Genomic DNA, 24152 nt, shown 5'->3' with positions numbered 1-24152 from the left:
GCGGCGGGTCCTGGCTGGATGACAGAAAGACACAATGGCTTGCAACACTTTATGTTTAAACATAATGTCCGCAGCTTAAGTGACGACCAAGGTTATCTGCAAATGCAATCCAGTCTAAGCGAAGGTGAAGTGGCGCAATTACGCGCCTCGGCCTCCAAGGCCTGCGCGCTGCTCAAGACATTGGCCAATGAGGACCGCCTGCTGATCCTCTGCCAGTTGACCCAGGGCGAGCGCAACGTCGGCGAATTGGAAACCATGACCGGCGTGCGTCAGCCGACGTTGTCCCAGCAGTTGGGTATTTTACGCGACGAAGGGCTGGTGAGTACCCGGCGTGAAGGCAAATACATTTTTTACGGCCTGGCCAGCCACGAAGTGATTCAGGTGATGAAAACACTCTCGGGCCTCTATTGCGGCGCGGTGATAAAAAGCTGGGCGTGATGCCTTGTCCAAGGTCGATTGAGAAAACCCTATGCTGCTGGCGACATTGTTTGGTGTGGTGATGGGCCTGATCCTGGGGTTGACCGGGGCCGGCGGGGGCATTCTTGCAGTGCCGGCCCTGGTGCTCGGGCTGGGCTGGAGCATGACCCAGGCGGCCCCGGTGGCGCTGTTTGCGGTGGGCAGTGCGGCGGCCGTCGGCGCCATCGACGGCTTGCGCCATGGGTTGGTGCGTTACCGTGCGGCGTTGTTGATTGCGTTGCTGGGGGCGGTGTTTTCGCCGGTGGGCATCTACTTCGCCCATCAACTGCCGGAAAAAGTCCTGATGATCCTGTTCAGTCTGCTGATGATCATGATCGCCTGGCGGATGCTGCGGCGAGAAAAGCCGCAAGCGGGGCCGAGCGATCACGGCCACGCCAACTGGGGCCAGAAAAACTGCATGCTCGATCAACAAACCGGGCGCTTTTCCTGGACCGCCAAATGCACCGCAACCCTGGCTGCATTGGGGGCGGTGACCGGCGTGGTTTCAGGCTTGCTCGGGGTCGGTGGCGGTTTCCTGATCGTGCCGGCATTCAAGCAACTGACCGACGTACAGATGCGCGGCATCATCGCCACCTCTTTGATGGTGATCAGTTTGATCTCGGCAACCGGAGTGATCGGCGCCTTTCATGCCGGGGTGACCATCGATGCCCAGGGCGCGGCTTTTATCGCCGCCAGCATCGCCGGGATGGTTGTGGGGCGGCGATTGTGCGCCCGGGTTCCGGCCCGGACACTTCAAGTGGGGTTTGCCAGTGTGTGCCTGATGGTGGCCGGCTACATGCTGCTCAAGGCTTGAAAACGTTGGTTGCTGTGCAGCGAACTGGCAAGAAATCTCTGGCTCAGGTTTACTGCCTTCTATACCGATGACAAGGCCACGCAATGGATCACTACGCCCCGCGCAATTGGCAGCCCCACGAACGGCCAAGCTTGCCCGGTTCCCCCTCGACCCCTTTGCACCCGACGCCAAAGCGGTTGGCTTATGCGTTGGTCGGGTTGCTGGTGGCGTTGACCGGTGGTTTGGGCAATGCGTTGGTGGTCGCCAATCTGCCTTACCTGCAAGGGGCGCTGGGGGCGACAACAGCCGAGATGGCCTGGCTGCCGGCGGCTTACGTGATGACCAACGTCTCGATGAACCTGCTGCTGGTGAAGTTTCGTCAGCAGTACGGCCTGCGGGCGTTCACCGAAGTGTTCCTGGTGCTGTATGCGTTGGTGACCTTCGGCCATTTGTTCGTCAACGACCTGAGTTCGGCGATTGCGGTGCGCGCCGCCCACGGTATGGTCGGTGCGGCGCTGAGCTCGCTGGGTTTGTATTACATGGTTCAGGCTTTCCCGGCGAAGTGGCGCATGAAGGCGCTGGTGCTGGGCCTGGGCTCTTCGCAACTGGCGTTGCCACTGGCCCGGCTGTTTTCCGAAGACCTGCTGCAGATCGCCGAATGGCGCGGGCTCTATCTGTTTGAACTGGGCATGGCGTTGGCTTCATTGGGCTGTGTGTTCATGCTCAAGTTGCCGCCGGGCGACCGCTTCAAAACTTTCGAAAAACTCGACTTTTTGACCTTCGCCTTGCTGGCGGGTGGGGTGGCGCTGCTCTGCGCGGTGTTATCGTTGGGCCGTATCGATTGGTGGCTCGAAGCACCGTGGATCGGCGTCGCCTCGGCCGGCTCGATCGTGCTGATCATGGCCGGTCTGGCCATCGAACATAACCGCAGTAACCCGATGCTGATGACCCGCTGGCTCGGCAGCGGGGTGATGATTCGCCTGGCATTGGCGGTGATTCTCATCCGTATGGTGCTCACCGAGCAATCCACCGGGGCCGTGGGTTTGCTGCAAACCCTGAACCTGGGCAGCCAGCAGATGCACAGCCTTTACGTGGTGATGCTGTTGGGCAGCGTCGCTGGCCTTGCCACCAGCGCGCTGACGATCAATCCCTCGCACCTGTTGATGCCGTTGATCATTTCTCTGGCGCTGATGGCCACCGGTTCCGTGATGGACAGTTTCTCGACCAATCTGACACGCCCGGAGAACATGTACCTTAGCCAGTTTCTGCTGGCCTTTGGCGGGACGTTTTTCCTCGGGCCGACCATGGTGCTCGGCACGCGCAACGTGTTGACCAATCCGCGCAATCTGGTGAGTTTTTCAGTGCTGTTCGGGATCTGCCAGAGCCTCGGTGGCTTGATTGGCGCGGCGCTGTTGGGGACGTTCCAGATCGCCCGGGAAAAATTCCATTCCAGCCATATCGTCGAGCGCCTGACCCTGATCGACCCGCAAGTGGTCAGCCGTGTGCAAGGCAGCAGCGCGAGTTATGTGTCGAGTATCGCCGACCCGTCGGCCCGCACCACCCAGGGCATACGTAGCCTGGCAGCGGCTGCGACCCGGGAGGCGAATGTCATGGCCTATAACGACGTGTTCATGCTGATCGCGGTGATCGCGATGCTGACCATGCTCTGGATCTTCATTCGCAGCCTGTGGCTGCTGAGCACGACCAAGGCTGTCGCTCCCGCGCCGGCCAGCCCGACTTCCGTTCCTTCCAGCGGTGCCTCTTCTTCATGACCGATCCGATCACCACAACCACCAACGCCATCGCCTCGACGCCCGAGGGCGAGGCACCGCCTAAAACTTCCGGCACCGAGCCGCGTTCGCTGCCGGTGCGAATCATTTCGTCGCTGGGCTTTGCTGCCATTGCCATCGTCGGGGTGCTGATCGTGCTGTATGCCTGGCAGTTGCCACCGTTCGGCAGCGCCATTGAAAGCACTGAGAATGCGCTGGTTCGTGGCCAGGTGACGATCATCGGCCCGCAACTCAGCGGCTACGTGTTTGAAGTGCCGGTGCAGGACTTCCAGTTCGTCAAGACCGGCGACCTGCTGGTGCGGCTGGATGACCGGATCTACAAGCAACGTCTGGATCAATCGCTGGCACAACTGGCGGTGCAGAAAGCCGCGCTGGCCAATGCGGTGCAGCAACGCAACAGCGCCGAGGCGACGATCAAGCTGCGTCAGGCGGCGCTGACCGACAGCCAGGCCCAGGCGCAAAAAAGTGCGGCGGACTTGCGGCGAAACGAAGCGTTGATCAGCGACGGCTCGGTGTCAAAGCGCGAGCTGGACGTGACCCGTGCCGCTAATGCGCAAACGATCGCCGCGGTGGCGCAGGCCCAGGCGAGTCTGGAAATCGCCCGGCAGGACCTGCAAACGGTGATCGTCAATCGAGGTTCGCTGGAGGCCGCTGTGGCCAGTGCCGAGGCGGCGGTTGAGCTGGCGCGGATCGATCTGTCCAACACCCGCGTGGTTGCCCCGCAAGACGGTCAACTCGGGCAGATCGGCGTGCGCCTTGGTGCCTACGTCAACTCCGGTGCGCAGTTGATGGCACTGGTGCCGAGTCAGCTGTGGGTGATCGCCAACATGAAAGAAACCCAGATGAACAACATCCACATCGGCCAGCCGGTTACCTTCACTGTCGACGCGCTGAACCACCAGAAATTTCACGGTCGAGTGCAGCGTATTTCACCGGCCACCGGTTCTGAGTTCAGCCTGCTGCAGGCCGACAACGCCACCGGCAACTTCGTCAAAATTGCCCAACGCGTGCCGGTGCGCATCACCGTCGACGCGAACCAGGCGCAAAGCGAACGCCTGCGGCCTGGCATGTCGGTGGTGGTGAGTATCGATACGTCCGGGCAAGGCGATGCTGTCGCTGGCAATCCGTAGGTGCCGCTGATCGTTCCCATGCGGGAACGATCAGTTACCGGCCACCATCGGCGGTAATGTACCCAACAGGGAAACCGCCGCCACGGCCGCTATCCCCAGCAACCACTCCAGCATCACGCTGGTGCGCAGCGCCGAGAGGCGTTGCTCGCAGTGCTTGATTTTCAAGCGATTGAACAGCGCCAGGCCAAGCATAGCGCTGACCAACAGCACCTTGATCAACAGAATCAGCGCGAACCCGGACAGCAGCGGTGTCGGCCAGAAGGCCCCGGTCAACACCCGGACGTTGATCAGGCCGGTCACCAGCAAACCCGCCACCAACCCATAACCGATCCCGCTAAAGCGTTGCAGTATCGGCCCGACAGCGTGGGTCGTCGGTCTCCGCAGAATCATCAGCAGCAGCATGAGTCCGCCCAGCCAGGCACCGACGCAGATCAGGTGAATCACTTGATTGAGGATCAGCAACTGGCCACTCAGGCCATCGAGCATAGCGCCGTGGCCGACCGGGGCGAGGGTCATCAGCAGCAGGCTGCTCAGGAGCATACGCAGCGCAAACGAGTTGTTCAGCGGGCTCAGCAGGCAGACCACCAGCAGCCCGTTGAACAGCAGATGCCAACGCCAGACCTGTCCGAAGAAGGTGTTGTTCAACACCCGTTGCACGGTTGGCCAATCAAACGCCGCCGACAGCGAGCCGGCCATGCTGGCGGTGATCAACAGCAGCCAGCAAACCCCGGTGAACAAGGCGAACCCGGCGAGCAGCCGACTCAGCCCGGCGAGACTTTGATCGAGTGTCGCGAGCGCTTGGCTCAGTGGTTCATGGCGCAACAGCAGGGGCCTGAACAGACAGGCCCCGAACAGCATCAGCACGGCGGCGAAATGCAGGAAGCGGCACAGGACCAGCGTGCTCGACATCGATTACTGACTCACCTTGAAGCTGTAGTTGCCATCGCTTTTATGGGTGTCGACCGACACTGCATGCCATTCGACCTCGTAGTGACCGGCGCTCAGAGGCGCGGCAGGGGTGACGACCAGGGTCTTTTTATCGGCGCTTTCGGTGGCGATGCTTTTCACGGCAACGGCGACGCCATCCTTGCTGATATCGACTTTGCTGAAACTGGCTTCAACCCCTTCGGAGAACACCAGACGCAATTCGGCAGGTGCGGCAACGCTGCTGTCGGCGGCCGGCGTCGAGCTTTTCAGGTGGGCGTGAGCAAACACCGAAGAGGCGGCGAGCAGCGAGCCGAGCAGGGCAGTCACAGTCAGGGCTTTTTTGAAGAACATCGGTCAGCACCTTTCGGGCAGATTGGAAGATGCGACAGTTTACCTATGCCTCTCACCCTGTACGACGTTTCGTTTCGCAAGTGGCGAATGCTAGTCTTGACCCATGCCGCTGTCAGGGGGCCCTTATGGGCAATCACAAGATCGAGATCCGTCGCAGTAACGTCGAGAAAATCCTCCTGGCCGCCGAGAAGGTCTTCGCCGAGAAAGGTTTTGGCAGTACCGCGATGGCCGACATCGCTAAAGAAGTGCAACTGCCGCGCTCCAATCTGCATTACTACTTCAGCACCAAGGCTGAGCTGTACAGCGCTGTGCTGTTCGATTTGCTCGAAGTCTGGAAGCAGGACGCGCTGTGCTTCGAGATGTTCGATGACCCACGGGTGGTGCTCAGCAGTTACATCCGCGCCAAGATGAACCATTCCCGCAGCCGGCCTTACGGCTCGAAAGTCTGGGCCAATGAAATCATCCACGGTGCGCCGACATTGGGTGAGGCGCTGGATGTCAGCCTGTACGACTGGGCCAAGATGAAGGAAGCGAAAATTCGCCAATGGGTGGAGGACAAACGCATCCTGCCGGTGGAGCCTTCAAGCCTGCTGTACATGATCTGGGCCTCGACCCAGCATTACGCCGACTTCGATCATCAGATCAACATCCTCAACGACCATCAAGCGCTGTCGGACATGCAGTTCGAACGCGCAGTGCAGACAGTGACCAGCGTGATTTTGCGGGGGATCGGGTTGGAGCCGTGAGATTTGTTGCGCGGCTGATAGCCTCATCGCGAGCAGGCTCGCACATTGGATCTCAGCGTTCACCAGATCCCTGTGGGAGCGAGCCTGCTCGCGATGGCGTCTGATCAGGCGACGCGGACCTCAACCCGCGACATGATAGGGATTCCTCGGATCATGGTCCCAGTCCAGAAACGCTTTCCCGTTATCGACTGGTACCATCTCGATGCAGTCCTGCACCGGGCAGGTGATCTGGCACAGGTTGCAACCCACGCACTCGTCGTCGATCACTGCATATTTGTGGGTGCCGTCCGGCTGTTTCAGGCTGGCGATAGCCTGGTGCGAGGTGTCTTCGCAGGCGATGTGACAGCGGCCGCAACCAATGCAGGCTTGCTGGTCGATCTTGGCGATCACTTGATAGTTGATGTCCAGGTATTTCCAGTCCGTGGTATTGCCCACCGCACGCCCGGAAAAGTCCTGCACGCTTGAGTAGCCTTGGCTGTCCATCCAGCGGGACAATCCGTCCTTCATCTCCTCGACGATCCGAAAGCCATGCAGCATCGCCGCCGTGCACACCTGCACCGCGCCACTGCCCAGGGCCATGAATTCAGCTGCGTCACGCCAACTGCCAATGCCGCCGATGCCACAAATGGGCAGGCCCTGGGTCTGCGGGTCGCGGGCGATTTCGGCGACCATGTTCAACGCAATCGGTTTGACCGCCGAACCGCAGTAACCACCGTGGGTGCTTTGGCTGCCAACCATCGGATGCGCAACCATGCGATCCAGGTCGATGCTGGTGATCGAGTTGATGGTGTTGATCAGCGACACCGCATCGGCGCCGCCACGATGGGCTGCTCGGGCGGCGACGCGGATGTCGGTGATGTTCGGCGTGAGCTTGACGATCACCGGCAGCGAACAATAGGTCTTGCACCAGCGGGTGACTTGCTCGACGTATTCCGGCACCTGGCCCACTGCCGCGCCCATGCCACGTTCCGGCATGCCGTGGGGGCAACCGAAGTTCAGTTCGATGCCATCGGCGCCCGTAGCTTCTGCCAGCGGCAGGATGTTTTTCCAGGACTCTTCAACGCAAGGCACCATCAGCGACACGATCAGTGCGCGATCCGGCCAGTCTTTTTTGACCTGGGTGATTTCCCGCAGATTGATTTCCAGTGAGCGGTCAGTGATCAGCTCAATGTTGTTGATGCCGATGACTTCACGGTTGGCGCCAAAATGCGCGGAGTAACGCGACGAGACGTTGACCGCCGCCGGGTCTTCACCCAGGGTTTTCCAGACCACGCCACCCCAGCCGGCCTCGAACGCACGGACCACGTTGTAAGCCTTGTCGGTGGGTGGCGCGGAGGCCAGCCAGAACGGGTTAGGAGCTTTGATGCCGGCAAAGACAATCGAGAGATCGGCCATTTACGCAGCCTCCACGTTGAGCATGAGTTGGGCATGGATCGCTTCAGCGGCGAGTTTGCCGTGTTGCACGGCCTGCACGGTGAGGTCCTGATCGAGGCTGGTGCAATCGCCACCGGCATAGACGCCGGGAATGCTGGTACGCATCTGTTCATCCACCTGAATTCGTTCGCCCTGGCGTTTCAGCTCGCGGGCCAGCGGATCACTCAGCGCGCTGTCGTCGAATCGTTGGCCGATGGCTTTGAAGATCGCATCGGCGGCCAGCTCGAAGGTGTCCCCGGTGCTGATCAGCCGGCCATTGTCCATACGTGTACGGGCGAACCGCATGCCGCGCACCTGGCCTTTGTCGTCGAGCAAGACGTCCTGCGGTTGCGCCCAGGTCATCAGCCGTACCTGATTGGCCTTGGCGATGTCCTGCTCATGACCGGTCGCGCCCATGTCCTCAAGGCCACGGCGGTACACCAGATTCACGTCATGCGCACCGAGGCGGGCCATTTGCACGGCCATGTCGATTGCCGTGTTGCCGGCGCCGAGGACGATGCAATGATCGGCCAGCGGCAATTGGCTCAGGTCATCGGCCTGGCGCAGTTCGCGAATGTAATCGGTAGCGGCCAGCAGCCCTGGGGCGTCTTCGTCAGCCAGCCCCAGCTGTTTGCTGGCGGCCAGGCCAAGACCGAGGAAAACCGCGTCAAACTGCTGATGCAGTTCGCTGAGGCTCAGGTTCTCGCCGAGTTTTTGCCCGTGGCGGATTTCGATGCCGCCGATTTCCAGCAGGAAATCCAGCTCATGCTGGGCAAAGTCATCCACCAGTTTGTATTTGGCGATCCCGTATTCGTTGAGGCCACCGGCCTTTTCCCGCGCCTCGAAAATCACCACCTCGTGGCCATGCATGGCGCTGCGATGCGCACAGGACAAACCGGCAGGCCCGGCACCGACCACGGCAATCCGTTTGCCGCTGGCCGCTGCGCGTTGGAACGGGTGCTCGCGAAAGTGCGCGTTGTCGATGGCGTAGCGCTGCAACAGGCCGATCAGTACCGGCGCGCATTCCGGGGCGTTGTTGCGCACGCAGGCGTGCTGGCAAAGGATTTCTGTCGGACAGACCCGGGCGCAACTGCCGCCCAGGATGTTCTCCGAGAGAATTGTTTGCGCGGCGCCCTGGACGTTCTCTTGATGGATGTTGCGAATGAACGACGGGATATCGATGTCGCTCGGGCATGCGTTGACGCATGGCGCGTCATAGCAATACAGGCAGCGCGAGGCTTCCAGATGTGCTTGACGGTCGTTGAACGGTGGCGCCAGATCGGTGAAATGGCCGGCGAGGGTGGCCGCATCCTCGGCGGGATGGGGCAAGTGGCTCAGAGTCTTGATCACGGTGTTGGCCTCACGGTTATTTGAGGTACTGCCTCTGATGGGCATTGTTTTTTGTACATGACGCAAATAGGTGGTTGGCAACGCCGCATCCTGTGGCGAGGGAGCTTGCTCCCGCTGGAGTGCAAAGCGCTCCCAAACCGGTCGATTGCGTTCTATCTGCGTGACCGGGTTGTCTGGTTTACGGGCGCTACGCACCCGAGCGGGAGCAAGCTCCCTTGCCACAGGGGTAGCGTCAGCGTTTCACAGCCGTCGGCCTGCGCAACTCAGCCCGCTTGCTCAACAGGTCAAACACTGCCGGGTACGCCGGGCGTTCGATGTAGCGCCCGGCACCGCGTTCGGCACGCAGGTCGCCGTCGGCCCAGACCAGTCGCCCCTGGCTGATGGTGTGGCTGGGCACGCCGCGCACGGTCTTGCCTTCAAAGATGTTGAAGTCGACGTTTTGGTGATGCGTCTTGGCAGAAATGGTCCGCGTACCTTGCGGGTCCCACAGCACCAGGTCGGCATCGGCACCGACGCGGATCGAGCCTTTGCGCGGGTAGAGGTTGAAGATTTTTGCGGTGTTGGCAGAGGTCAGCGCAACGAAATCCTGCATCGACAGGCGCCCGGTGTTGACCCCTTCATCCCACAGCACCGCCATGCGATCTTCGATGCCGGCCGTACCGTTGGGGATTTTGCTGAAGTCGTCACGGCCCGCGGCTTTCTGTTCGGCACAGAAGCAGCAATGGTCAGTGGCGGTGGTGTGCAGGTTGCCCGATTGCAGGCCGTGCCAAAGCGCTTCCTGATGGCCGCGCGGACGGAAGGGCGGGCTCATCACGTAACCGGCGGCGGTTTGCCAGTCCGGGTGCCGATAGACGCTGTCATCCAGCAACAGATGCCCGGCCAGTACTTCGCCATAGACCGGTTGGCCCTTGCTGCGGGCGTAGGTGATTTCATCCAGCGCTTCCTTGGTCGAGACGTGGACCAGGTACAGCGGCGTGCCGAGGGTTTCAGCGATACGGATCGCCCGGCTCGCGGCTTCACCTTCAACCTGGGATGGCCGCGACAGCGGATGCGCTTCAGGCCCGGTGATGCCCTGGGCCATCAACTTGCGTTGCAGGTGGTAGACCAGTTCGCCGTTTTCCGCGTGCACGGTCGGTACGGCACCGAGCTCCAGGCAGCGCTCGAAACTCGCGACCAGTGTGTCGTCGGCCGCCATGATCGCGTTCTTGTACGCCATGAAATGCTTGAAGCTGTTGACCCCATGATGGCTGACCAGCTCGGCCATTTCTTCGCGAACCTGTTCGCTCCACCAGGTGATGGCGACGTGAAAGCCATAGTCGGAGGCTGATTTCTCGGCCCAGCCGCGCCATTGATGGAAGGCTTCCAGCAGCGATTGCTGCGGATTGGGAATGACGAAGTCGATGATCGAGGTGGTGCCGCCGGCCAGACCAGCCGCCGTGCCGCTGAAAAAATCTTCGCTGGCCACGGTGCCCATGAAGGGCAGTTGCATGTGCGTGTGCGGGTCGATGCCGCCGGGCATCAGGTATTGACCGCTGCCGTCGAGCACTTCGCAGCCGGTGGGAGTGTCGAGGTTATGACCGATGGCTTTGATCACGCCGTCGGCGCACAAGACATCGGCGCGATAACTTTCATCATGGGTAATAACAGTGGCGCCACGGATCAACAGAGACATTCCGAGTTCCTCGCAGGCTTGACTGGCTTATGCCGGTTCTAAGTGTTTTATATGTAGCAGGCTAAGGAAGTTGTATTCCTGTCAGCGCTGTCAGGAATAAACGCTAGCTGGAGATATCGGATTGGGCAAGAATATTTTTTATAAGCTTATAACTATATTAACTTATTGATATTAAACAATTAAATGCACAAATCACCAAAATGGTGAGGCGTCTCACCATTTTGACGCACTTGACAGGATCGAAATATGGTCAAGATTTCCTATGTGAAATCAGCTATTTGAGGAGTGCCTGTGGCTGACAGAAAAAATACAAAATAAATGTAACGCACCAGATTGAGTCCTGATGGTTCGGACAACTTGCCTGGCATTTTGCCTGAGTGCCCGGGCATGTATTCGCGGGCTCGCTTGTTGTTTGAATAAAACTGATGAACATCAGTTGTTTACATGGATTTTACCGACGTGCCCAGGTCGTCGGCAGAGTGTCCGGCATGCTTATTGATTGCTGCCGCTGACACCTTGGCCGGCCGGTAAAAGTCGTCAGTTCTCCGGCCATCGTCCGGCTCGTGGTTTAACCGCAGGCCAGCCCGATGAGCAAAATAATCAGAAAAACAGTGGAGCGGCCATGCAACAGAACAGATCGCACGTCACCGAGCGCCAAGGGTTGTACGAACTGGACGCCGGCAGCGACGTCCTCGACAGTCCCCGGTACAACCACGACATTGCGCCGACCAAGGTGCACGAACGAACCTGGAACAAATGGCACATCACCGCGTTGTGGATCGGCATGTCGGTGTGCGTGCCGACCTACACCCTCGGCGGGGTGCTTACTGCGTACTTTGGCCTGACGGTTGGCGAGGCGCTGCTGGCGATTCTGCTGGCCAACGTCATCGTGCTGATTCCACTGACCCTCAACGCCTTTGCGGGCACCAAGTACGGGATTCCGTTTCCGGTGTTGTTGCGTTCCTCGTTCGGGGTGATCGGCTCCAACATACCGTGTCTGATCCGTGCGCTGGTGGCCTGCGGCTGGTTCGGTATCCAGACGATGTTTGGCGGGCTGGCGATTCACCTGTTTCTCGGCTCGGTTTTCGAGGGCTGGAAATCCCTCGGGGGCACCGGCGAAGTGATCGGCTTCATGATGTTCTGGACGCTGAACCTGTGGGTGGTGCTGCGCGGTGCCGAGTCGATCAAATGGCTGGAAACGCTCTCGGCACCGCTGTTGGTGGCGGTGGGGCTGGGCCTGCTGGTCTGGGCCATGCCGAATGTGTCGCTGACCGAGTTGCTGGCCCAGCCACCGAAGCGTCCTGAAGGCGCCAGCGTGACCGGTTACTTCCTGGCCGGGCTGACCGCGATGGTCGGGTTCTGGGCGACCTTGTCGCTTAATATCCCGGACTTCAGCCGTTACGCCAAAAGCCAGAAAGACCAGATACTCGGGCAGATTTTCGGTTTGCCGCTGACCATGTTCCTGTTCGCCTCGCTCGGGGTGGTGATGACTGCCGCATCGGCGAAACTGGTGGGTGTGACCGTCTCTGATCCGGTCAGCCTGATCGGGCATATCCAGAGCCCGGTGTGGGTGGCGTTCGCCATGGCGCTGATCATTATCGCGACGCTGTCGACCAACACGGCCGCCAACATCGTTTCGCCGACCAACGACTTCCAGAACCTCGCGCCTAAACTCATCAACCGCACCAAAGCGGTGATGTTGACCGGTCTGGTAGGGCTGGCGCTGATGGGCCACGAACTGCTGAAGAAGCTTGGGCTGATCGTCTCTAATGTCAGTCTGGAAACGGTCTATTCCAACTGGTTGCTCGGGTATTCGAGTTTGCTCGGGCCGATTGCCGGGATCATGGTGGTGGACTATTTCCTGATCAAGAAGCAGCAACTGGACCTGGCTGGCCTGTACCGCGATGACGTGTACCCGGCGTGGAACTGGAACGGCTTCATCGCCTTCGGCGTGCCGGTGGTGTTGACCTTGCTGTCGTTGGGCAGCGATGCCTTCAGCTGGTTCTACAGCTACGGCTGGTTCACCGGCTCGGCCCTTGGCGGGCTGATGTATTACGGGTTGTGCGCAATGCGTACTAGCCCGTCTGTTGTGAAGTCTCCGGTGTGAGGGATGGCCTCATCGCGAGCAGACGGAACGCCGCCCGGCTGCTCCCACAGTGGATCTCCAGTGTTCACAAAACCCTTGTGGGAGCGAGCCCGCTCGCGATGACGACCTAAAATTCACCAACGATTTGCCTGATAGAACCTATAACAACTGTCTGAGGAGATCACCATGAACGCTGCCGTAGACGTTCTGCAGTCCAGCCATCAGCACATCAATCGCGACCGCCTCTGGCAGTCGCTCATGGAGCTGGCCAAACTCGGTGCCACGGTCAAGGGCGGCGTCTGTCGCCTGGCCCTGACCGACCTTGACCGCCAGGCCCGCGACATTTTTGTCAGCTGGTGCGAGGAGGCGGGCTGCACGGTGAGCATCGACGCCGTTGGCAACATCTTTGCCCGCCGCGCCGGGCGCAATCCGCAACTGCCACCGGTGATGACTGGCAGCCACATCGACACCCAACCTACCGGCGGCAAATTTGACGGCTGTTTCGGCGTGTTGGCCGGGGTCGAAGTGCTGCGCACTCTCAACGACTTGGGCGTGGAAACCGAGGCGCCGCTGGAAGTGGTGGTCTGGACCAACGAAGAAGGCTCGCGCTTCGCCCCGTGCATGATGGGCTCCGGGGTGTTTGCCGAAAAATTCACCCTCGAAGAAACCCTGGCCAAGACCGACGCCAGCGGCGTGACCGTGGGTGAGGCGCTGAATGCCATCGGCTATGCCGGTCCGCGCAAGGTCAGTGGCCACGCAGTCGGTGCCTACTTTGAAGCACACATTGAGCAAGGCCCGATTCTGGAAGACGAGCACAAGACCATTGGTGTGGTGATGGGCGCGTTGGGGCAGAAGTGGTTCGACCTCAAACTGCACGGCGTCGAGGCTCACGCCGGGCCGACGCCGATGCATTTGCGCAAGGATGCGTTGGTCGGTGCCGCCGCAATCGTCGCCGCCGTGAACCGTACCGCGCTTGGTCATCAACCCCACGCCTGTGGCACCGTCGGATGTCTGCAAGCTTATCCGGGTTCACGTAACGTCATCCCCGGCGAAGTGCGCATGACCCTGGATTTCCGTCATCTTGAACCGGCGCGGCTGGACTCGATGATCGCGCAAGTGCAGCAGGTGATCGACAGCACCTGCGATGAGCACGGTCTGACTTACGAACTGACCCCAACTGCCGACTTCCCGCCGCTGTATTTCGACAAGGGCTGCGTCGAGGCGGTGCGCAGTGCGGCGCAAGGTCTTGGGCTGTCACACATGGACATCGTCAGCGGGGCGGGGCATGACGCGATCTTCCTTGCGGAGCTGGGGCCGGCCGGGATGATCTTCGTGCCGTGCGAGGGAGGCATCAGCCACAACGAAATCGAAAACGCCGCACCGGACGACCTGGCGGCCGGTTGTGCGGTGTTACTGCGGGCGATGCTGGCGGCTTCGGCGGCGATTGCCAGTGGTGAGTTGGCAGCCTGAATGACCGACGTGCACTGTTGGGCTAAAGCAGTGCACGTCATACGCAAGCCCGACCTAAGCGTTTGATGTGTTCAACGACGGGTCTGCAGGACGTTGAACGTGAGCATGCCCGCCAGCATGGCAATCACAAACACCCAGGCCTGCCAGTGCCCAGTGGGCAGCAGCACCAGTGCCGGGCCCGGGCACATGCCGGCAATGCCCCAGCCGACGCCGAACAGCAGACTGCCACCGATCAGGCGTCGATCCAGTTCACGGCTTACCGGCAGTTGCATGGGTAAGCCCAGCAGGGATTTTTTCTGTTTCATGGCCCAGTGAAACGGTACCCACGCTACGGCAATGGCGCCGATCATGACCAGGGCCAGGGACGGGTCCCAAAGCCCGGCAATGTCCAGAAAGCCCAGCACTTTGGCCGGGTTGGCCATGCCTGCCAGTAGCAGGCCGATGCCGAACAGCAAACCGGCAACAAACGCAGTCAGTTTTTTCATGTTCAATTTCCCAGCAGATGACGCAAGACGAACACCGTCGTAAAGCCGGTGAACATGAAGCACAGTGTGGCGATGATCGAACGCGGAGAAAGCCGTGAAACACCGCACACGCCATGACCACTGGTGCAGCCTGCGCCATAGCGGGTGCCGATGCCCACCAGCAGCCCGGCCACGATCAGGCCCAGGGTGCCGGTCTTGAACTCGATACCCGGCTGTCCCACGAACAGCATCCACAGCACAGGTGCCGCCAGTAATCCCAGGAGGAACAGGGCTTTTTCTCCCGAGGCCGAATCTCTGGAGCCCAACAGGCTGCCCAACAACCCGCTGATGCCCGCCACGCGACCGCTGGCAACCACCCACAAACCGGCGGCGAGACCGATCAGCGCGCCGCCAGCCAATGCGGACCATGGGGTGAAGTGAAGCGAATCGAACGTCATGACAACTCTCCGGGTGGATAACGGGCGGCACTAAACCACTCTTTTTATCTTGAGCATAGGGTCGTTTGTGAGGATCAAGGGGAGGTAATCAACGGATGTAGGCGCCTGCATGGTCTGTGGGCGTTCAGTCCCGCTTTTGGCCGATGCACTGCCTACAGCCACGCGCGATGGCTTGTTATAGTTCTGAGCTTATTTCCAGCGCCAGCAAGGATCACTGCCATGTCCGAATACCAAGCCTTTCGCGTCGAACTGATCGACAACATCGCCCATGTGCAGATCAACCGCCCGGAAAAGATCAACGCGATGAATGCGGTGTTCTGGACTGAAATCATCGAGATTTTCCAGTGGATCGACGACACCGATGAAGTGCGTGCTGTGGTGATCAGCGGTGCCGGCAAGCATTTTTCTTCGGGCATCGATTTGATGATGCTGGCTTCGGTGGCCAACGAAATGGGCAAGGACGCGGGTCGCAATGCGCGCCTGTTGCGGCGCAAGATCCTCGCGTTGCAAGCTTCGTTCAACGCGGTCGATAACTGCCGTAAACCGGTGCTGGCGGCGATTCAGGGTTATTGCCTGGGCGGCGCCATCGATCTGATTTCTGCCTGTGACATGCGCTATGCGGCCGAAGACGCGCAATTTTCGATCAAGGAAATCGACATGGGCATGGCCGCCGATGTTGGCACTTTACAACGCTTGCCGCGGATCATCGGTGACGGCATGCTGCGCGAACTGGCATACACTGGTCGCACCTTCGGCGCGCAAGAGGCGCGCAGCATCGGTTTGGTCAACCGGGTTTACCCGGACACGACCAGCCTGCTGGACGGGGTGATGGGCATTGCCCGTGAAATTGCTGCCAAATCGCCGATTGCGATTGCCGGGACCAAAGAGATGATCAGCTACATGCGCGATCACAGCATCAACGATGGCCTGGAATACATCGCTACCTGGAACGCCGCGATGCTGCAATCCACAGACCTGCGGGTCGCCATGGCGGCGTCGATGAGCAAGCAGAAACCCGAATTTCTGGACTGAGCAGACATGACTTCACGCTGGACCACTGCAGTACTCGACACCGACTTGCCAGGCGGCTGGGCCGTGGCCCGCAGCCCTGAAGGTTTTTTGTTCGACGAAAATGGCGCACTGTTTCCGCGGGAATGGCTGAAACGACAGGACCTGTCGATTCTCGCCGAGCACGGTATCGGTCATCTCGACGGTGAGCCGGTGTATTTGCTGGAGCTCAAGGCTCACAGCGAGGTGCCGGGCTGCAACTGGAAAGGCCTTCGGGCGTTCATGCTGGATGGCGATCACACTGTCTACAAAATGCTGGGTTATGCCGCGCAAGTCGGCACCTGGGCGCGGGAGCACAGGTTTTGCGGCAACTGTGGCCAGCGCATGACGCAGATACCACGTGAGCGGGCGATGTACTGCGAACCCTGTGATTTGCGCTTTTATCCGCGGATTTCACCGAGCATGATCGTGTTGATCACCCGCGGCGACGAAATCCTGCTGGCGCGCTCGCCGCGCTTTGTCCCAGGTGTCTACAGCACCTTGGCGGGTTTTGCCGAGCCGGGTGAGTCGGCCGAGGATTGCCTGATTCGCGAAGTACGCGAAGAGGTGCAGATCGAGGTCAGGAACATCCAGTACCTGGGCAGCCAGTGCTGGCCGTTCCCGCATTCGATGATGCTCGGTTTTCATGCCGAATACGCCAGTGGCGAGATCGTGCCGCAAGCCGACGAGATTGAAGACGCCCAGTGGTTCAACATTCATGCGCTGCCGCCGTTGCCGGCGGGGCGCTCGATTGCCCGTTACCTGATCGACATCTATGTGGCGCGACGCTTAGGCCATGCTGAACCAGTGCTGCCAGGCTAGACGCACAGTCAAGCCCAGCACCACGGTGATGAATACCGGGCGAATGAACTTCGCCCCTCCGCTGATGGCGGTGCGTGCACCAAAGAACGCGCCGACCATCACTGACAGGCCCATGCTCAGGCCGATGATCCAGTCCACTTGCCCGGAAAAGATGAACACCGACAGCGCCGCGATGTTGCTGACGAAATTCATGCTGCGTGCCACGCCGCTGGCCTTGACCAGATCGATGGGGTAAAGCAGCAGACTGCTGACAGTCCAGAACGCACCAGTGCCGGGACCGGCCACGCCGTCGTAGAAACCGAGGCTGAAACCCTGGCTCGACTGCCACTTTTTCTTGATGGGCGCGTCGCTGTCCAGCGGTGCTTTCGGCGTGCCGCCAAACAGCAGATACACACCACAGGCGAAGACGATCACCGGGAGCATCTTGTTCAACCATTCAGCCGGCAGGTAGTGCGCAACGACAGCGCCGGTCAGTGCGCCGACCAGGGTTCCAATAATCGCGTGTACCCACTGTCGTGGGTGGAATAGCTTGCGTCGGTAGAAGGTGAAACTGGCGGTGGCCGAGCCGAAGGTCGAGCTGAGTTTGTTGGTGCCCAGCACCAGGTGCGGCGGCAAACCGGCAGTGAGCAGCGCCGGGGTGGTCAGCAGACCGCCACCGCCGGCAATGGCATCAATGAAACCGGCAATGAACGCGACGATGGCCAAAATGGCCAGAGTGGTGAGGTCTACGCTGAGTTCGAAAGGCATGAGGTCGACTTATTCGGCGGGGCAGAGGGCAAGGCGGGGCGCCATCTTACCCATAACCGCCGCCCCCTGCGACCGCTCTAATAACCGGCATTATCATTCCCACGCTCCCGTGGGAATGATCAACAGCCGGGTTACAAGCCCAGGTCCGACAGGCCCGGATGATCATCCGGGCGACGGCCCAGCGGCCAGTGGAACTTGCGCTCGTTTTCCTTGATCGGCAGGTCATTGATGCTGGCGTGACGGTTGGACATCAACCCATGCTCATCGAACTCCCAGTTTTCATTGCCGTACGAGCGATACCAGTTGCCTGAATCGTCGTGCCATTCATAGGCATATCGCACGGCGATACGGTTACCGGTGAAAGCCCAGAGTTCCTTGATCAGCCGGTAATCCAGTTCCTTGGCCCATTTGCGGGTCAGAAAAGCCTTGGCTTCCTCGCGGTTGTTGGCGAACTCGGCGCGGTTACGCCATTGGGTGTCCAGGGTGTAGGCCAGGGATACCCGTTGTGGATCGCGGGAGTTCCAGCCGTCTTCGGCCAGGCGAATCTTTTCAATGGCCGACTCACGCGTGAATGGCGGAAGTGGCGGACGAACTTCGGCATTAGATGACATTTAAAGTCTCCAGGGAAAGTGAGTGTTCAAACAGCCAGTTGATCTTGCTTGAACCGTTACAGGTCCAATAACTTTCGCGCCATGCATTGCGCATTATCGGCAGCACTGTGATCGCCCATGACAAGTGCAACGGTAATGGCGCCATCGATCAGGATCAGCAGCTGTTTGGCCAGCGCTTGCGGGTCGTGTACGCCCTGTTCGGTACAGAGCTCGCGCACGTAGTCGAGCAGTTTCTGTTTGTGTTCCTTCGCCACCAGGCGCACCGGGTCTTGCGGGTCGCCGGTTTCGCCGCTGGTGTTGATAAAGGCACAGCCGCGAAAGCCTTCGCTGGCGAACCAGTCCTTGAGCACGGTGAACAGGTTGAGCAGCCGCTCGGCGGGGGTCGGGGCCTTGTTCACTTCGGTTTTGAACCAGTTCATCCAGCGTACGTCGCGCCGCTGCAAGGCCGCGACGGTCAACTCCTCCTTGTTGGCAAAGTAGCGGTAAATACTTTTTCTGGAGACGCCAGCGGTTTTCACCAGCAGATCCATGCCCGTGGCAGCAATGCCACTTTTGTAGATCAACTTTTCGGTGACATCCAGAATGATGTCGCGTGTGTCGTTGCGAGTGATTTCGTTCATGTGGCAAAGAGTAGAACGATCATTCTTCTTGGTCAACTCGCTATTCAATAATTTTATTGTGGCGAGGGGGCTTGCCCCCGTTGGACCGCGAAGCGGGCCTGAAAAATAGTGGAAGCGGCAAATGGAAAACCACATTTTCGGCACTTTCGGCGGCTATGCAGTCCACGGGGGCAAGCCCCCTCGCCACACATGGTGTAAGCTCGTGAGTTCTTCGGATTCGACCTTTTTGCGAGCCCTATGCCGTCGCTTTTCAAACGCTCTCTACTGCCCAAGCTGCGCAGTTTTCCGCTGACCGCCGATGCGGTCTCCATCCTTTCTGGTGCTGCCGAGTTCCGTCGTTGCCTGCTGGAGAAAATTGCCCAGGCGACCCAGCGCATCTACATCGTCGCGCTTTACCTGCAACACGACGAAGCGGGACAGGAAATCCTCGATGCCTTGCACGCCGCCAAAGCTGCACGCCCGGAACTGGACGTGGTGGTGGTGGTTGACTGGCTACGGGCGCAGCGCGGTTTGATCGGTGCCGGCAAGCAACCGGGCAACTCGGCGTGGTATCAGCAGCAGACTCGCGAACACGCCAGCGAAGTGCCGGTGTATGGCGTGCCGGTGCAAACCCGCGAACTGTTCGGTGTGTTGCACCTTAAAGGCTTTGTGGTCGATGACTGCGTGATCTACAGCGGCGCCAGTCTGAATAACGTTTATCTGCACAAATTCGACAAATACCGTTACGACCGTTATCACGTGCTGCGCAACCGGGCGCTGGCCGACTCCATGCAGCATCTGGTGCAGCACGGGTTACTCGCCTCTAAAGCCGTGCACCGTCTTGACGTGCCAAATCTGCCGACCACCCGCAGTCTGCGCAGCGACATCGGCGACCTGCGTAGCCGCCTCAAGCACGCGGTGTATGACACCACGGCGGGTACGCTGGACAAGGGGGAGTTGTCAGTCAGCCCGCTGCTCGGGGTCGGTAAAAACAACCCGTTGAGCCGGGTGATCTGTGAGCTGATTGCCTGTACCCAGCATCAGTTGACCATCTGCACACCGTATTTCAACCTGCCGTTGCCGGTGACCCGTGAAATCAACCGGGCGCTGGCACGCGGGGTGAAGATCGACATCATCGTCGGCGACAAGACTGCCAACGACTTCTACATTCCGCCGAGCGAGCCGTTCAAGGTCATTGCCGCGTTACCGTATCTCTATGAAATCAGCCTGCGACGCTTCGCCAAGCGCCATCAGCGGGTGATCGACAGCGGTCAGTTGAACCTGCACCTGTGGCGCGACGGTGACAATACCTATCACCTCAAAGGCATGTGGGTCGACGAACGCTACACCTTGTTGACCGGCAACAACCTCAACCCGCGAGCCTTCCGCCTGGACCTGGAAAACGCTTTGCTGATCGACGACCCGAAAGGTGAGTTGCAGGAACCCCGTCGCAGTGAGCTGGCGGAGATTTTCCGCAACACCCGCCGCATTGAGCGCTATCAGCAGCTGGAGACCTTGCTCGAATACCCACCGGCAGTGAGCAAGTTTCTGCGTCGGGTCAGCCGGGTACGGATCGAACGCTTGCTCTACCGCATTCTGTAGCCAAAAACACAAAAGCCCCGTCACATGGACGGGGCTTTTACGTGAAACACGCAGCTGAAAACTGCTTAGAACACTACGCCCTGGCTACGCAGGTAGTCATCGTAAGTGCCGCTGAAGTCGATCACGCCGCTTGGGCTCAGCTCGATGATTCGAGTAGCCAGCGACGATACGAACTCACGGTCGTGGCTGACGAAGATCAGCGTGCCCGGGTAGTTTTCCAGCGCCAGGTTCAGCGCTTCGATGGACTCCATGTCCAAGTGGTTGGTTGGTTCGTCCATCACCAGCACGTTCGGCTTTTGCAGGATCAGCTTGCCGAACAGCATGCGACCTTGCTCGCCACCGGAGATGACCTTGACCGACTTGAGGATCTCGTCGTTGGAGAACAGCATCCGACCCAGGGTGCCACGGACCAGTTGCTCGCCACCTTGAGTCCAGCGACCCATCCAGTCGAACAGGTTGGATTCATCTTCGAAATCCGAAGCGTGGTCCTGTGCGTAGTAGCCGATTTCTGCGGCGTCGGTCCATTTCACGCTACCGGCATCCGGGCTCAATTCATTGACCAGGGTACGCAGCAGGGTGGTTTTACCGATGCCGTTCGGGCCGATGATCGCCACGCGCTCGCCTGCTTCAACGTTGAAGCTGAAGTCCTTGAACAGGGTCTTGCCATCGAAGCCCTTGGCCATGCGCTCGACGATGACCGCCTGGCGATGGAGCTTCTTGTTTTGCTCGAAACGGATGAACGGGCTCACGCGGCTCGAAGGTTTGACTTCGGCCAACTGGATCTTGTCGATCTGCTTGGCGCGGGAAGTGGCCTGCTTGGCTTTCGAGGCGTTGGCCGAGAAGCGGCTGACGAACGATTGCAGTTCCGAGATCTGCGCTTTCTTCTTGGCGTTGTCCGAGAGCAGTTGCTCGCGGGACTGGGTCGCCACGGTCATGTATTCGTCATAGTTGCCCGGGAACAGGCGCAGCTCGCCGTAGTCCAGGTCAGCCATGTGAGTGCAGACGCTGTTCAGGAAGTGCCTATCGTGGGAGATGATGATCATCAGGCTGCTGCGCTGGGTCAGAATGTTTTCCAGCCAGCGGATGGTGTTGATGTCCAGGTGGTTGGTTGGTTCGTCGAGCAGCAGCACTTCCGGATCGGAGAACAGTGCCTGAGCCAGCAGAACGCGTAGTTTCCAGCCTGGCGAAACTTCGCTCATCGGGCCGAAGTGTTGCTCGATGCCGATACCCAGGCCCAGCAGCAGTTCACCGGCGCGCGACTCTGCGGTGTAACCGTCCATCTCGGCGAATTCGGTTTCCAGCTCGGCGACGGCCATGCCGTCCTCTTCGGTCATTTCCGGCAGCGAGTAGATGCGGTCGCGCTCGGCCTTGACCTTCCACAGCTCTTCGTGACCCATGATCACGGTGTCGATCACGGTGAATTCTTCGTAGGCGAACTGGTCCTGGCGCAATTTACCCAGACGCACATTCGGCTCGAGCATGACCTGACCGCCGGACGGATCGAGGTCGCCACCGAGGATTTTCATGAAGGTCGACTTGCCGCAACCGTTGGCGCCGATCAGGCCATAGCGGTTGCCCGCACCAAATTTGACCGAAACGTTCTCGAACAACGGCTTGGCGCCGAACTGCATCGTGATATTTGCTGTGGAGATCAAAGAGCTTACCTATCAATAACTTAGCTGAGGCTGGGTTCTGCTGATACCGATTTGATACCAATTTTCAGTTTTTCCAGCTCGCTCCAATCGGAGCTTGAGTTTATCCAGCGGGCATAGGTCGACAGCAACATCTGCACGCTATGGCCGAGCTGCTGTGATATGAATGCGGGGTTCATGCCAGACATTATGCATATTGTCGCATACGTATGACGACAGTTATATGGCGGGCGGTAGCGGATACCCAGCTTTTCCAGGGCAGGGCGCCACTGGTGATGCAGGTCTGAGGTTTGTTTGATGTGCTCGCTCATCTTGGACGGCGCAAAGACATAAGGCAGCTCTGTCAGTGCACCAGCACCTTTTAGCCGGCGATCTGCGTATTTTTGAGCGAAGTCGAGCGCATGTAACGCTCGCTCATTGAGCAGAACGAAACGATCCTTCTTCGTTTTTGTGCGCTCTTTGATCTCCCGCTCAGCGCTGGCCCTGCAGATATGGACCTGGCGGTTCGGGATGTCGACAGCATCCCAGCGAAGAGCAATCGCCTCTTGTAACCGCAAGCCGGTGAAGAACGCGAACTCGAAAAACGCCGCAAAAATGCTGCTTGGCCAATGTTCGACCTGGTAAAGGTGATCAACGATCAGATTGGCTTCGGCAAGAGTGAAGGGGTCAGGCTCTTTTTTCTTACGTTTTGGTACGTCCAGCAGCTCAGCCGGTTTTTTGGCGATCAACCCCTCTTTTACTGCTGCTTCCAGAATCCTCCGCAGTCGCACCAGTGCATTGCGCTTCACGTCCGGCGAAAACCATTCGATATCACCGATGATCCGGCGCAGGCTCATGGTTGTAATCATATCGAGCCGAGTCAGTGCCAGGTAAGGCATCCAGTAGAGGTTAAGCGCACCCTTGTAGTTGATGCGCGTGCCTGCCTCGATCTCCCTCCCGTCCAGCCACAGCTGGGCGTATTCCCCGAAAGACACTACCCCTCCAGTGGACGCTGCCGAGCCAGGAAAAAGCTCGGCGTACTTCGCGTCATCCATCAGTCCTAGCTTGATCAAGCCAATTACTTGATCTCTAAGTTGGGATGCAGCTTTAACCTCTTTCTGCGTCGTGGGATAGGCGAGCGTTTCGCTCCGTCGCTCACCGTTCCAGGTGAAGCGAATTCGGAGTGATTTGCGGAAAATTTCCACTCCGGTGGGTAAATCCATTGGTTCTCGAGCCATTCGTCATACTTCCGTCTGCTGTAAATAATCCGGCGTTGATCTTGTTCCAGACCCCAAGAGGGATCTGTCCGCGACCGCGTTTCGCTCCAAGGGCGCGCTTTGTAATCCCGAGTAGTTCGGCCATCTTTTCCTCGGGGACTTTGTCCTCGTATTCCTGGGCATGGTTTTCTGCTGCACCCATGATGTTTTCCTCTACCCCGTTTCGGGGTGGTGATGGTTCTCCATGCCGCGCATGGCGGCAGAAGGTGGGGGGTTAGGGTTTAGAACTGGCAGGGCGTTTCATTAACGTGATCCAGTGCGTCTTTTCACGCTTGCCAGATTTGTGGCCAAACAGTGGCTTTTCGTCGGTGAGGGCGAGTAGTTCGCTGACCAGCACCTGGGTTTCGTTCCACTTGAAGATCAGGATGCCTTCAGGCTCCAGCACCCTGAAGCACTCGGCGAAACCCTGGCGGATATCCTCGCGCCAGTCGGCGGTGAGCATCCCGTACTTGGCACGCATCCAGCTGTCGACGCCGGCGCGGGTCAGGTGAGGCGGATCGAACACCACCAAGCGGAAGGTTTCGGCATCAAAGGGCAACTGCCGAAAGTCCATCAGCACATCAGGCTCGACCTTCAATACTCGGCCATCGCAAAGCAGGTGTTCTTCGTCGCGGATGTCGCCGAACAATGCGCGCTGGTCTTGCTTGTCGAACCACATCATTCGGCTGGCGCTGCAAGGGTCGAGGACTTTTGCCGCAGCGCTCATCACC

At 59.4% G+C, this 24152-nt stretch carries 24 protein-coding genes; 10 read left to right on the top strand and 14 right to left on the bottom strand.

The genetic code is table 11. The annotated features are described in order from the left end of the window. The first annotated feature begins 102 nt into the window (after window positions 1-102). The 4 genes from HK44_RS17960 to HK44_RS17945 all read left to right on the top strand — a co-directional run bounded on the left by HK44_RS17960 (window position 103) and on the right by HK44_RS17945 (window position 4169). Window positions 103-438 carry an ArsR/SmtB family transcription factor gene (locus HK44_RS17960; RefSeq protein ID WP_024265042.1) on the top strand — a complete coding sequence of 112 codons (336 nt, stop codon included), beginning with the start codon at window positions 103-105 and terminating at the stop codon, window positions 436-438. A 31-nt stretch (window positions 439-469) separates the two neighbouring features. Further along, the gene (locus HK44_RS17955) at window positions 470-1270 is read left to right on the top strand and encodes a sulfite exporter TauE/SafE family protein (protein ID WP_019690102.1); all 801 of its coding nucleotides are present in this window, start codon (window positions 470-472) and stop codon (window positions 1268-1270) included. 83 nt (window positions 1271-1353) lie between these two features. After that, entirely contained in the window at window positions 1354-3021 is a 1668-nt protein-coding gene (locus HK44_RS17950; protein WP_019690103.1) for an MFS transporter, read from the top strand. Further along, the gene (locus HK44_RS17945; protein ID WP_019690104.1) at window positions 3018-4169 is read left to right on the top strand and encodes an HlyD family secretion protein; all 1152 of its coding nucleotides are present in this window, start codon (window positions 3018-3020) and stop codon (window positions 4167-4169) included. The genes HK44_RS17950 and HK44_RS17945 overlap by 4 nt, the downstream gene beginning before the upstream one ends. A gap of 30 nt (window positions 4170-4199) precedes the next feature. Here the strand turns inward: HK44_RS17945 and copD are convergent, their stop codons facing one another. Further along, window positions 4200-5078, bottom strand: a complete 879-nt coding sequence (gene copD, locus HK44_RS17940) for a copper homeostasis membrane protein CopD (protein ID WP_019690105.1) — start codon at window positions 5076-5078, stop codon at window positions 4200-4202. Between the two features lie 3 nt (window positions 5079-5081). Then, window positions 5082-5447 (bottom strand): copper homeostasis periplasmic binding protein CopC, encoded by a 366-nt coding sequence (gene copC / locus HK44_RS17935; RefSeq protein WP_019690106.1) that lies wholly within the window; start codon window positions 5445-5447, stop codon window positions 5082-5084. A 125-nt stretch (window positions 5448-5572) separates the two neighbouring features. Between copC and HK44_RS17930 the strand changes: the two genes are divergently transcribed. Continuing rightward, a complete protein-coding gene (locus tag HK44_RS17930) occupies window positions 5573-6193 on the top strand; it encodes a TetR/AcrR family transcriptional regulator (RefSeq protein ID WP_019690107.1) in 621 nt (206 codons plus the stop codon). Window positions 6194-6313: 120 nt separating this feature from the next. On the opposite strand, the gene preA is transcribed toward HK44_RS17930, so the two are convergent. The 3 genes from preA to hydA form a co-directional block, all read right to left on the bottom strand. After that, window positions 6314-7588, bottom strand: a complete 1275-nt coding sequence (preA, locus tag HK44_RS17925; protein ID WP_019690108.1) for an NAD-dependent dihydropyrimidine dehydrogenase subunit PreA — start codon at window positions 7586-7588, stop codon at window positions 6314-6316. Then, the gene (locus HK44_RS17920; RefSeq protein WP_024265041.1) at window positions 7589-8956 is read right to left on the bottom strand and encodes an NAD(P)-dependent oxidoreductase; all 1368 of its coding nucleotides are present in this window, start codon (window positions 8954-8956) and stop codon (window positions 7589-7591) included. It abuts the gene before it with no gap. 232 nt (window positions 8957-9188) lie between these two features. Further along, window positions 9189-10628, bottom strand: coding sequence for a dihydropyrimidinase (hydA, locus tag HK44_RS17915; RefSeq protein WP_019690110.1), 1440 nt, complete (start codon window positions 10626-10628; stop codon window positions 9189-9191). A 622-nt stretch (window positions 10629-11250) separates the two neighbouring features. Between hydA and HK44_RS17910 the strand changes: the two genes are divergently transcribed. Together HK44_RS17910 and HK44_RS17905 are read left to right on the top strand one after the other, a co-directional pair. Beyond that, on the top strand, window positions 11251-12735 hold the full coding sequence (locus HK44_RS17910; RefSeq protein ID WP_019690111.1) for an NCS1 family nucleobase:cation symporter-1: 1485 nt from the start codon (window positions 11251-11253) through the stop codon (window positions 12733-12735). Window positions 12736-12900: 165 nt separating this feature from the next. After that, a complete protein-coding gene (locus HK44_RS17905; protein WP_019690112.1) occupies window positions 12901-14184 on the top strand; it encodes a Zn-dependent hydrolase in 1284 nt (427 codons plus the stop codon). A 71-nt stretch (window positions 14185-14255) separates the two neighbouring features. On the opposite strand, the gene HK44_RS17900 is transcribed toward HK44_RS17905, so the two are convergent. Together HK44_RS17900 and HK44_RS17895 are read right to left on the bottom strand one after the other, a co-directional pair. Next, window positions 14256-14669 (bottom strand): DUF6691 family protein, encoded by a 414-nt coding sequence (locus tag HK44_RS17900; protein ID WP_019690113.1) that lies wholly within the window; start codon window positions 14667-14669, stop codon window positions 14256-14258. 2 nt (window positions 14670-14671) lie between these two features. After that, on the bottom strand, window positions 14672-15106 hold the full coding sequence (locus HK44_RS17895) for a YeeE/YedE family protein (RefSeq protein ID WP_019690114.1): 435 nt from the start codon (window positions 15104-15106) through the stop codon (window positions 14672-14674). 219 nt (window positions 15107-15325) lie between these two features. On the opposite strand from HK44_RS17895, the gene HK44_RS17890 reads away from it, so the two are divergent. Both HK44_RS17890 and nudC read left to right on the top strand, forming a co-directional pair. After that, window positions 15326-16138 (top strand): crotonase/enoyl-CoA hydratase family protein, encoded by an 813-nt coding sequence (locus HK44_RS17890; RefSeq protein ID WP_019690115.1) that lies wholly within the window; start codon window positions 15326-15328, stop codon window positions 16136-16138. A gap of 6 nt (window positions 16139-16144) precedes the next feature. Beyond that, complete coding sequence (gene nudC / locus HK44_RS17885) at window positions 16145-16975, top strand: NAD(+) diphosphatase (RefSeq protein ID WP_019690116.1); 831 nt, start codon at window positions 16145-16147, stop codon at window positions 16973-16975. Here nudC and HK44_RS17880 read toward each other — a convergent pair. The 3 genes from HK44_RS17880 to HK44_RS17870 form a co-directional block, all read right to left on the bottom strand. Then, window positions 16943-17722 carry a TSUP family transporter gene (locus HK44_RS17880; protein WP_019690117.1) on the bottom strand — a complete coding sequence of 260 codons (780 nt, stop codon included), beginning with the start codon at window positions 17720-17722 and terminating at the stop codon, window positions 16943-16945. The two genes, nudC and HK44_RS17880, sit on opposite strands and share 33 nt — an antisense overlap. A gap of 131 nt (window positions 17723-17853) precedes the next feature. After that, complete coding sequence (locus tag HK44_RS17875) at window positions 17854-18333, bottom strand: DUF1348 family protein (RefSeq protein ID WP_019690118.1); 480 nt, start codon at window positions 18331-18333, stop codon at window positions 17854-17856. A 56-nt stretch (window positions 18334-18389) separates the two neighbouring features. Continuing rightward, a complete protein-coding gene (locus tag HK44_RS17870; protein ID WP_019690119.1) occupies window positions 18390-18953 on the bottom strand; it encodes a TetR/AcrR family transcriptional regulator in 564 nt (187 codons plus the stop codon). A 237-nt stretch (window positions 18954-19190) separates the two neighbouring features. Between HK44_RS17870 and pssA the strand changes: the two genes are divergently transcribed. Continuing rightward, the gene (gene pssA, locus HK44_RS17865) at window positions 19191-20534 is read left to right on the top strand and encodes a CDP-diacylglycerol--serine O-phosphatidyltransferase (protein ID WP_019690120.1); all 1344 of its coding nucleotides are present in this window, start codon (window positions 19191-19193) and stop codon (window positions 20532-20534) included. A 65-nt stretch (window positions 20535-20599) separates the two neighbouring features. Here pssA and HK44_RS17860 read toward each other — a convergent pair whose 3' ends face one another. From HK44_RS17860 to HK44_RS17845, 4 genes are all read right to left on the bottom strand, one after another. Continuing rightward, entirely contained in the window at window positions 20600-22189 is a 1590-nt protein-coding gene (locus HK44_RS17860) for an ABC-F family ATPase (protein WP_024265040.1), read from the bottom strand. A 20-nt stretch (window positions 22190-22209) separates the two neighbouring features. Beyond that, window positions 22210-23403: a tyrosine-type recombinase/integrase gene (locus tag HK44_RS17855; protein ID WP_019690122.1), complete on the bottom strand. Its 1194-nt coding sequence runs from the start codon at window positions 23401-23403 to the stop codon at window positions 22210-22212. Beyond that, window positions 23321-23584: a hypothetical protein gene (locus tag HK44_RS17850; protein WP_162174769.1), complete on the bottom strand. Its 264-nt coding sequence runs from the start codon at window positions 23582-23584 to the stop codon at window positions 23321-23323. The genes HK44_RS17855 and HK44_RS17850 overlap by 83 nt, the downstream gene beginning before the upstream one ends. A 72-nt stretch (window positions 23585-23656) precedes the next feature. Further along, window positions 23657-24148 (bottom strand): methyltransferase, encoded by a 492-nt coding sequence (locus HK44_RS17845; protein ID WP_019690123.1) that lies wholly within the window; start codon window positions 24146-24148, stop codon window positions 23657-23659. Between the last annotated feature and the right edge of the window lie 4 nt (window positions 24149-24152).

This window comes from Pseudomonas fluorescens HK44 (assembly GCF_000217955.3).
Taxonomy (GTDB): Bacteria; Pseudomonadota; Gammaproteobacteria; order Pseudomonadales; family Pseudomonadaceae; genus Aquipseudomonas; species Aquipseudomonas fluorescens_AQ.
Note: the sequence above shows the minus strand (reverse complement) of the source record. Positions and strands in the feature narration are given on the sequence as shown.

Coding starts and splice junctions, on each gene's coding strand:
- HK44_RS17960 (WP_024265042.1), top strand. CDS start 103: ATGCAATCCAGTCTAAGCGAAGGTGAAGTGGCGCAATTACGCGCCTCG.
- HK44_RS17955 (WP_019690102.1), top strand. CDS start 470: ATGCTGCTGGCGACATTGTTTGGTGTGGTGATGGGCCTGATCCTGGGG.
- HK44_RS17950 (WP_019690103.1), top strand. CDS start 1,354: ATGGATCACTACGCCCCGCGCAATTGGCAGCCCCACGAACGGCCAAGC.
- HK44_RS17945 (WP_019690104.1), top strand. CDS start 3,018: ATGACCGATCCGATCACCACAACCACCAACGCCATCGCCTCGACGCCC.
- copD (WP_019690105.1), bottom strand. CDS start 5,078: ATGTCGAGCACGCTGGTCCTGTGCCGCTTCCTGCATTTCGCCGCCGTG.
- copC (WP_019690106.1), bottom strand. CDS start 5,447: ATGTTCTTCAAAAAAGCCCTGACTGTGACTGCCCTGCTCGGCTCGCTG.
- HK44_RS17930 (WP_019690107.1), top strand. CDS start 5,573: ATGGGCAATCACAAGATCGAGATCCGTCGCAGTAACGTCGAGAAAATC.
- preA (WP_019690108.1), bottom strand. CDS start 7,588: ATGGCCGATCTCTCGATTGTCTTTGCCGGCATCAAAGCTCCTAACCCG.
- hydA (WP_019690110.1), bottom strand. CDS start 10,628: ATGTCTCTGTTGATCCGTGGCGCCACTGTTATTACCCATGATGAAAGT.
- HK44_RS17910 (WP_019690111.1), top strand. CDS start 11,251: ATGCAACAGAACAGATCGCACGTCACCGAGCGCCAAGGGTTGTACGAA.
- HK44_RS17905 (WP_019690112.1), top strand. CDS start 12,901: ATGAACGCTGCCGTAGACGTTCTGCAGTCCAGCCATCAGCACATCAAT.
- HK44_RS17900 (WP_019690113.1), bottom strand. CDS start 14,669: ATGAAAAAACTGACTGCGTTTGTTGCCGGTTTGCTGTTCGGCATCGGC.
- HK44_RS17895 (WP_019690114.1), bottom strand. CDS start 15,106: ATGACGTTCGATTCGCTTCACTTCACCCCATGGTCCGCATTGGCTGGC.
- HK44_RS17890 (WP_019690115.1), top strand. CDS start 15,326: ATGTCCGAATACCAAGCCTTTCGCGTCGAACTGATCGACAACATCGCC.
- nudC (WP_019690116.1), top strand. CDS start 16,145: ATGACTTCACGCTGGACCACTGCAGTACTCGACACCGACTTGCCAGGC.
- HK44_RS17880 (WP_019690117.1), bottom strand. CDS start 17,722: ATGCCTTTCGAACTCAGCGTAGACCTCACCACTCTGGCCATTTTGGCC.
- HK44_RS17875 (WP_019690118.1), bottom strand. CDS start 18,333: ATGTCATCTAATGCCGAAGTTCGTCCGCCACTTCCGCCATTCACGCGT.
- HK44_RS17870 (WP_019690119.1), bottom strand. CDS start 18,953: ATGAACGAAATCACTCGCAACGACACACGCGACATCATTCTGGATGTC.
- pssA (WP_019690120.1), top strand. CDS start 19,191: ATGCCGTCGCTTTTCAAACGCTCTCTACTGCCCAAGCTGCGCAGTTTT.
- HK44_RS17855 (WP_019690122.1), bottom strand. CDS start 23,403: ATGGCTCGAGAACCAATGGATTTACCCACCGGAGTGGAAATTTTCCGC.
- HK44_RS17850 (WP_162174769.1), bottom strand. CDS start 23,584: ATGGGTGCAGCAGAAAACCATGCCCAGGAATACGAGGACAAAGTCCCC.
- HK44_RS17845 (WP_019690123.1), bottom strand. CDS start 24,148: ATGAGCGCTGCGGCAAAAGTCCTCGACCCTTGCAGCGCCAGCCGAATG.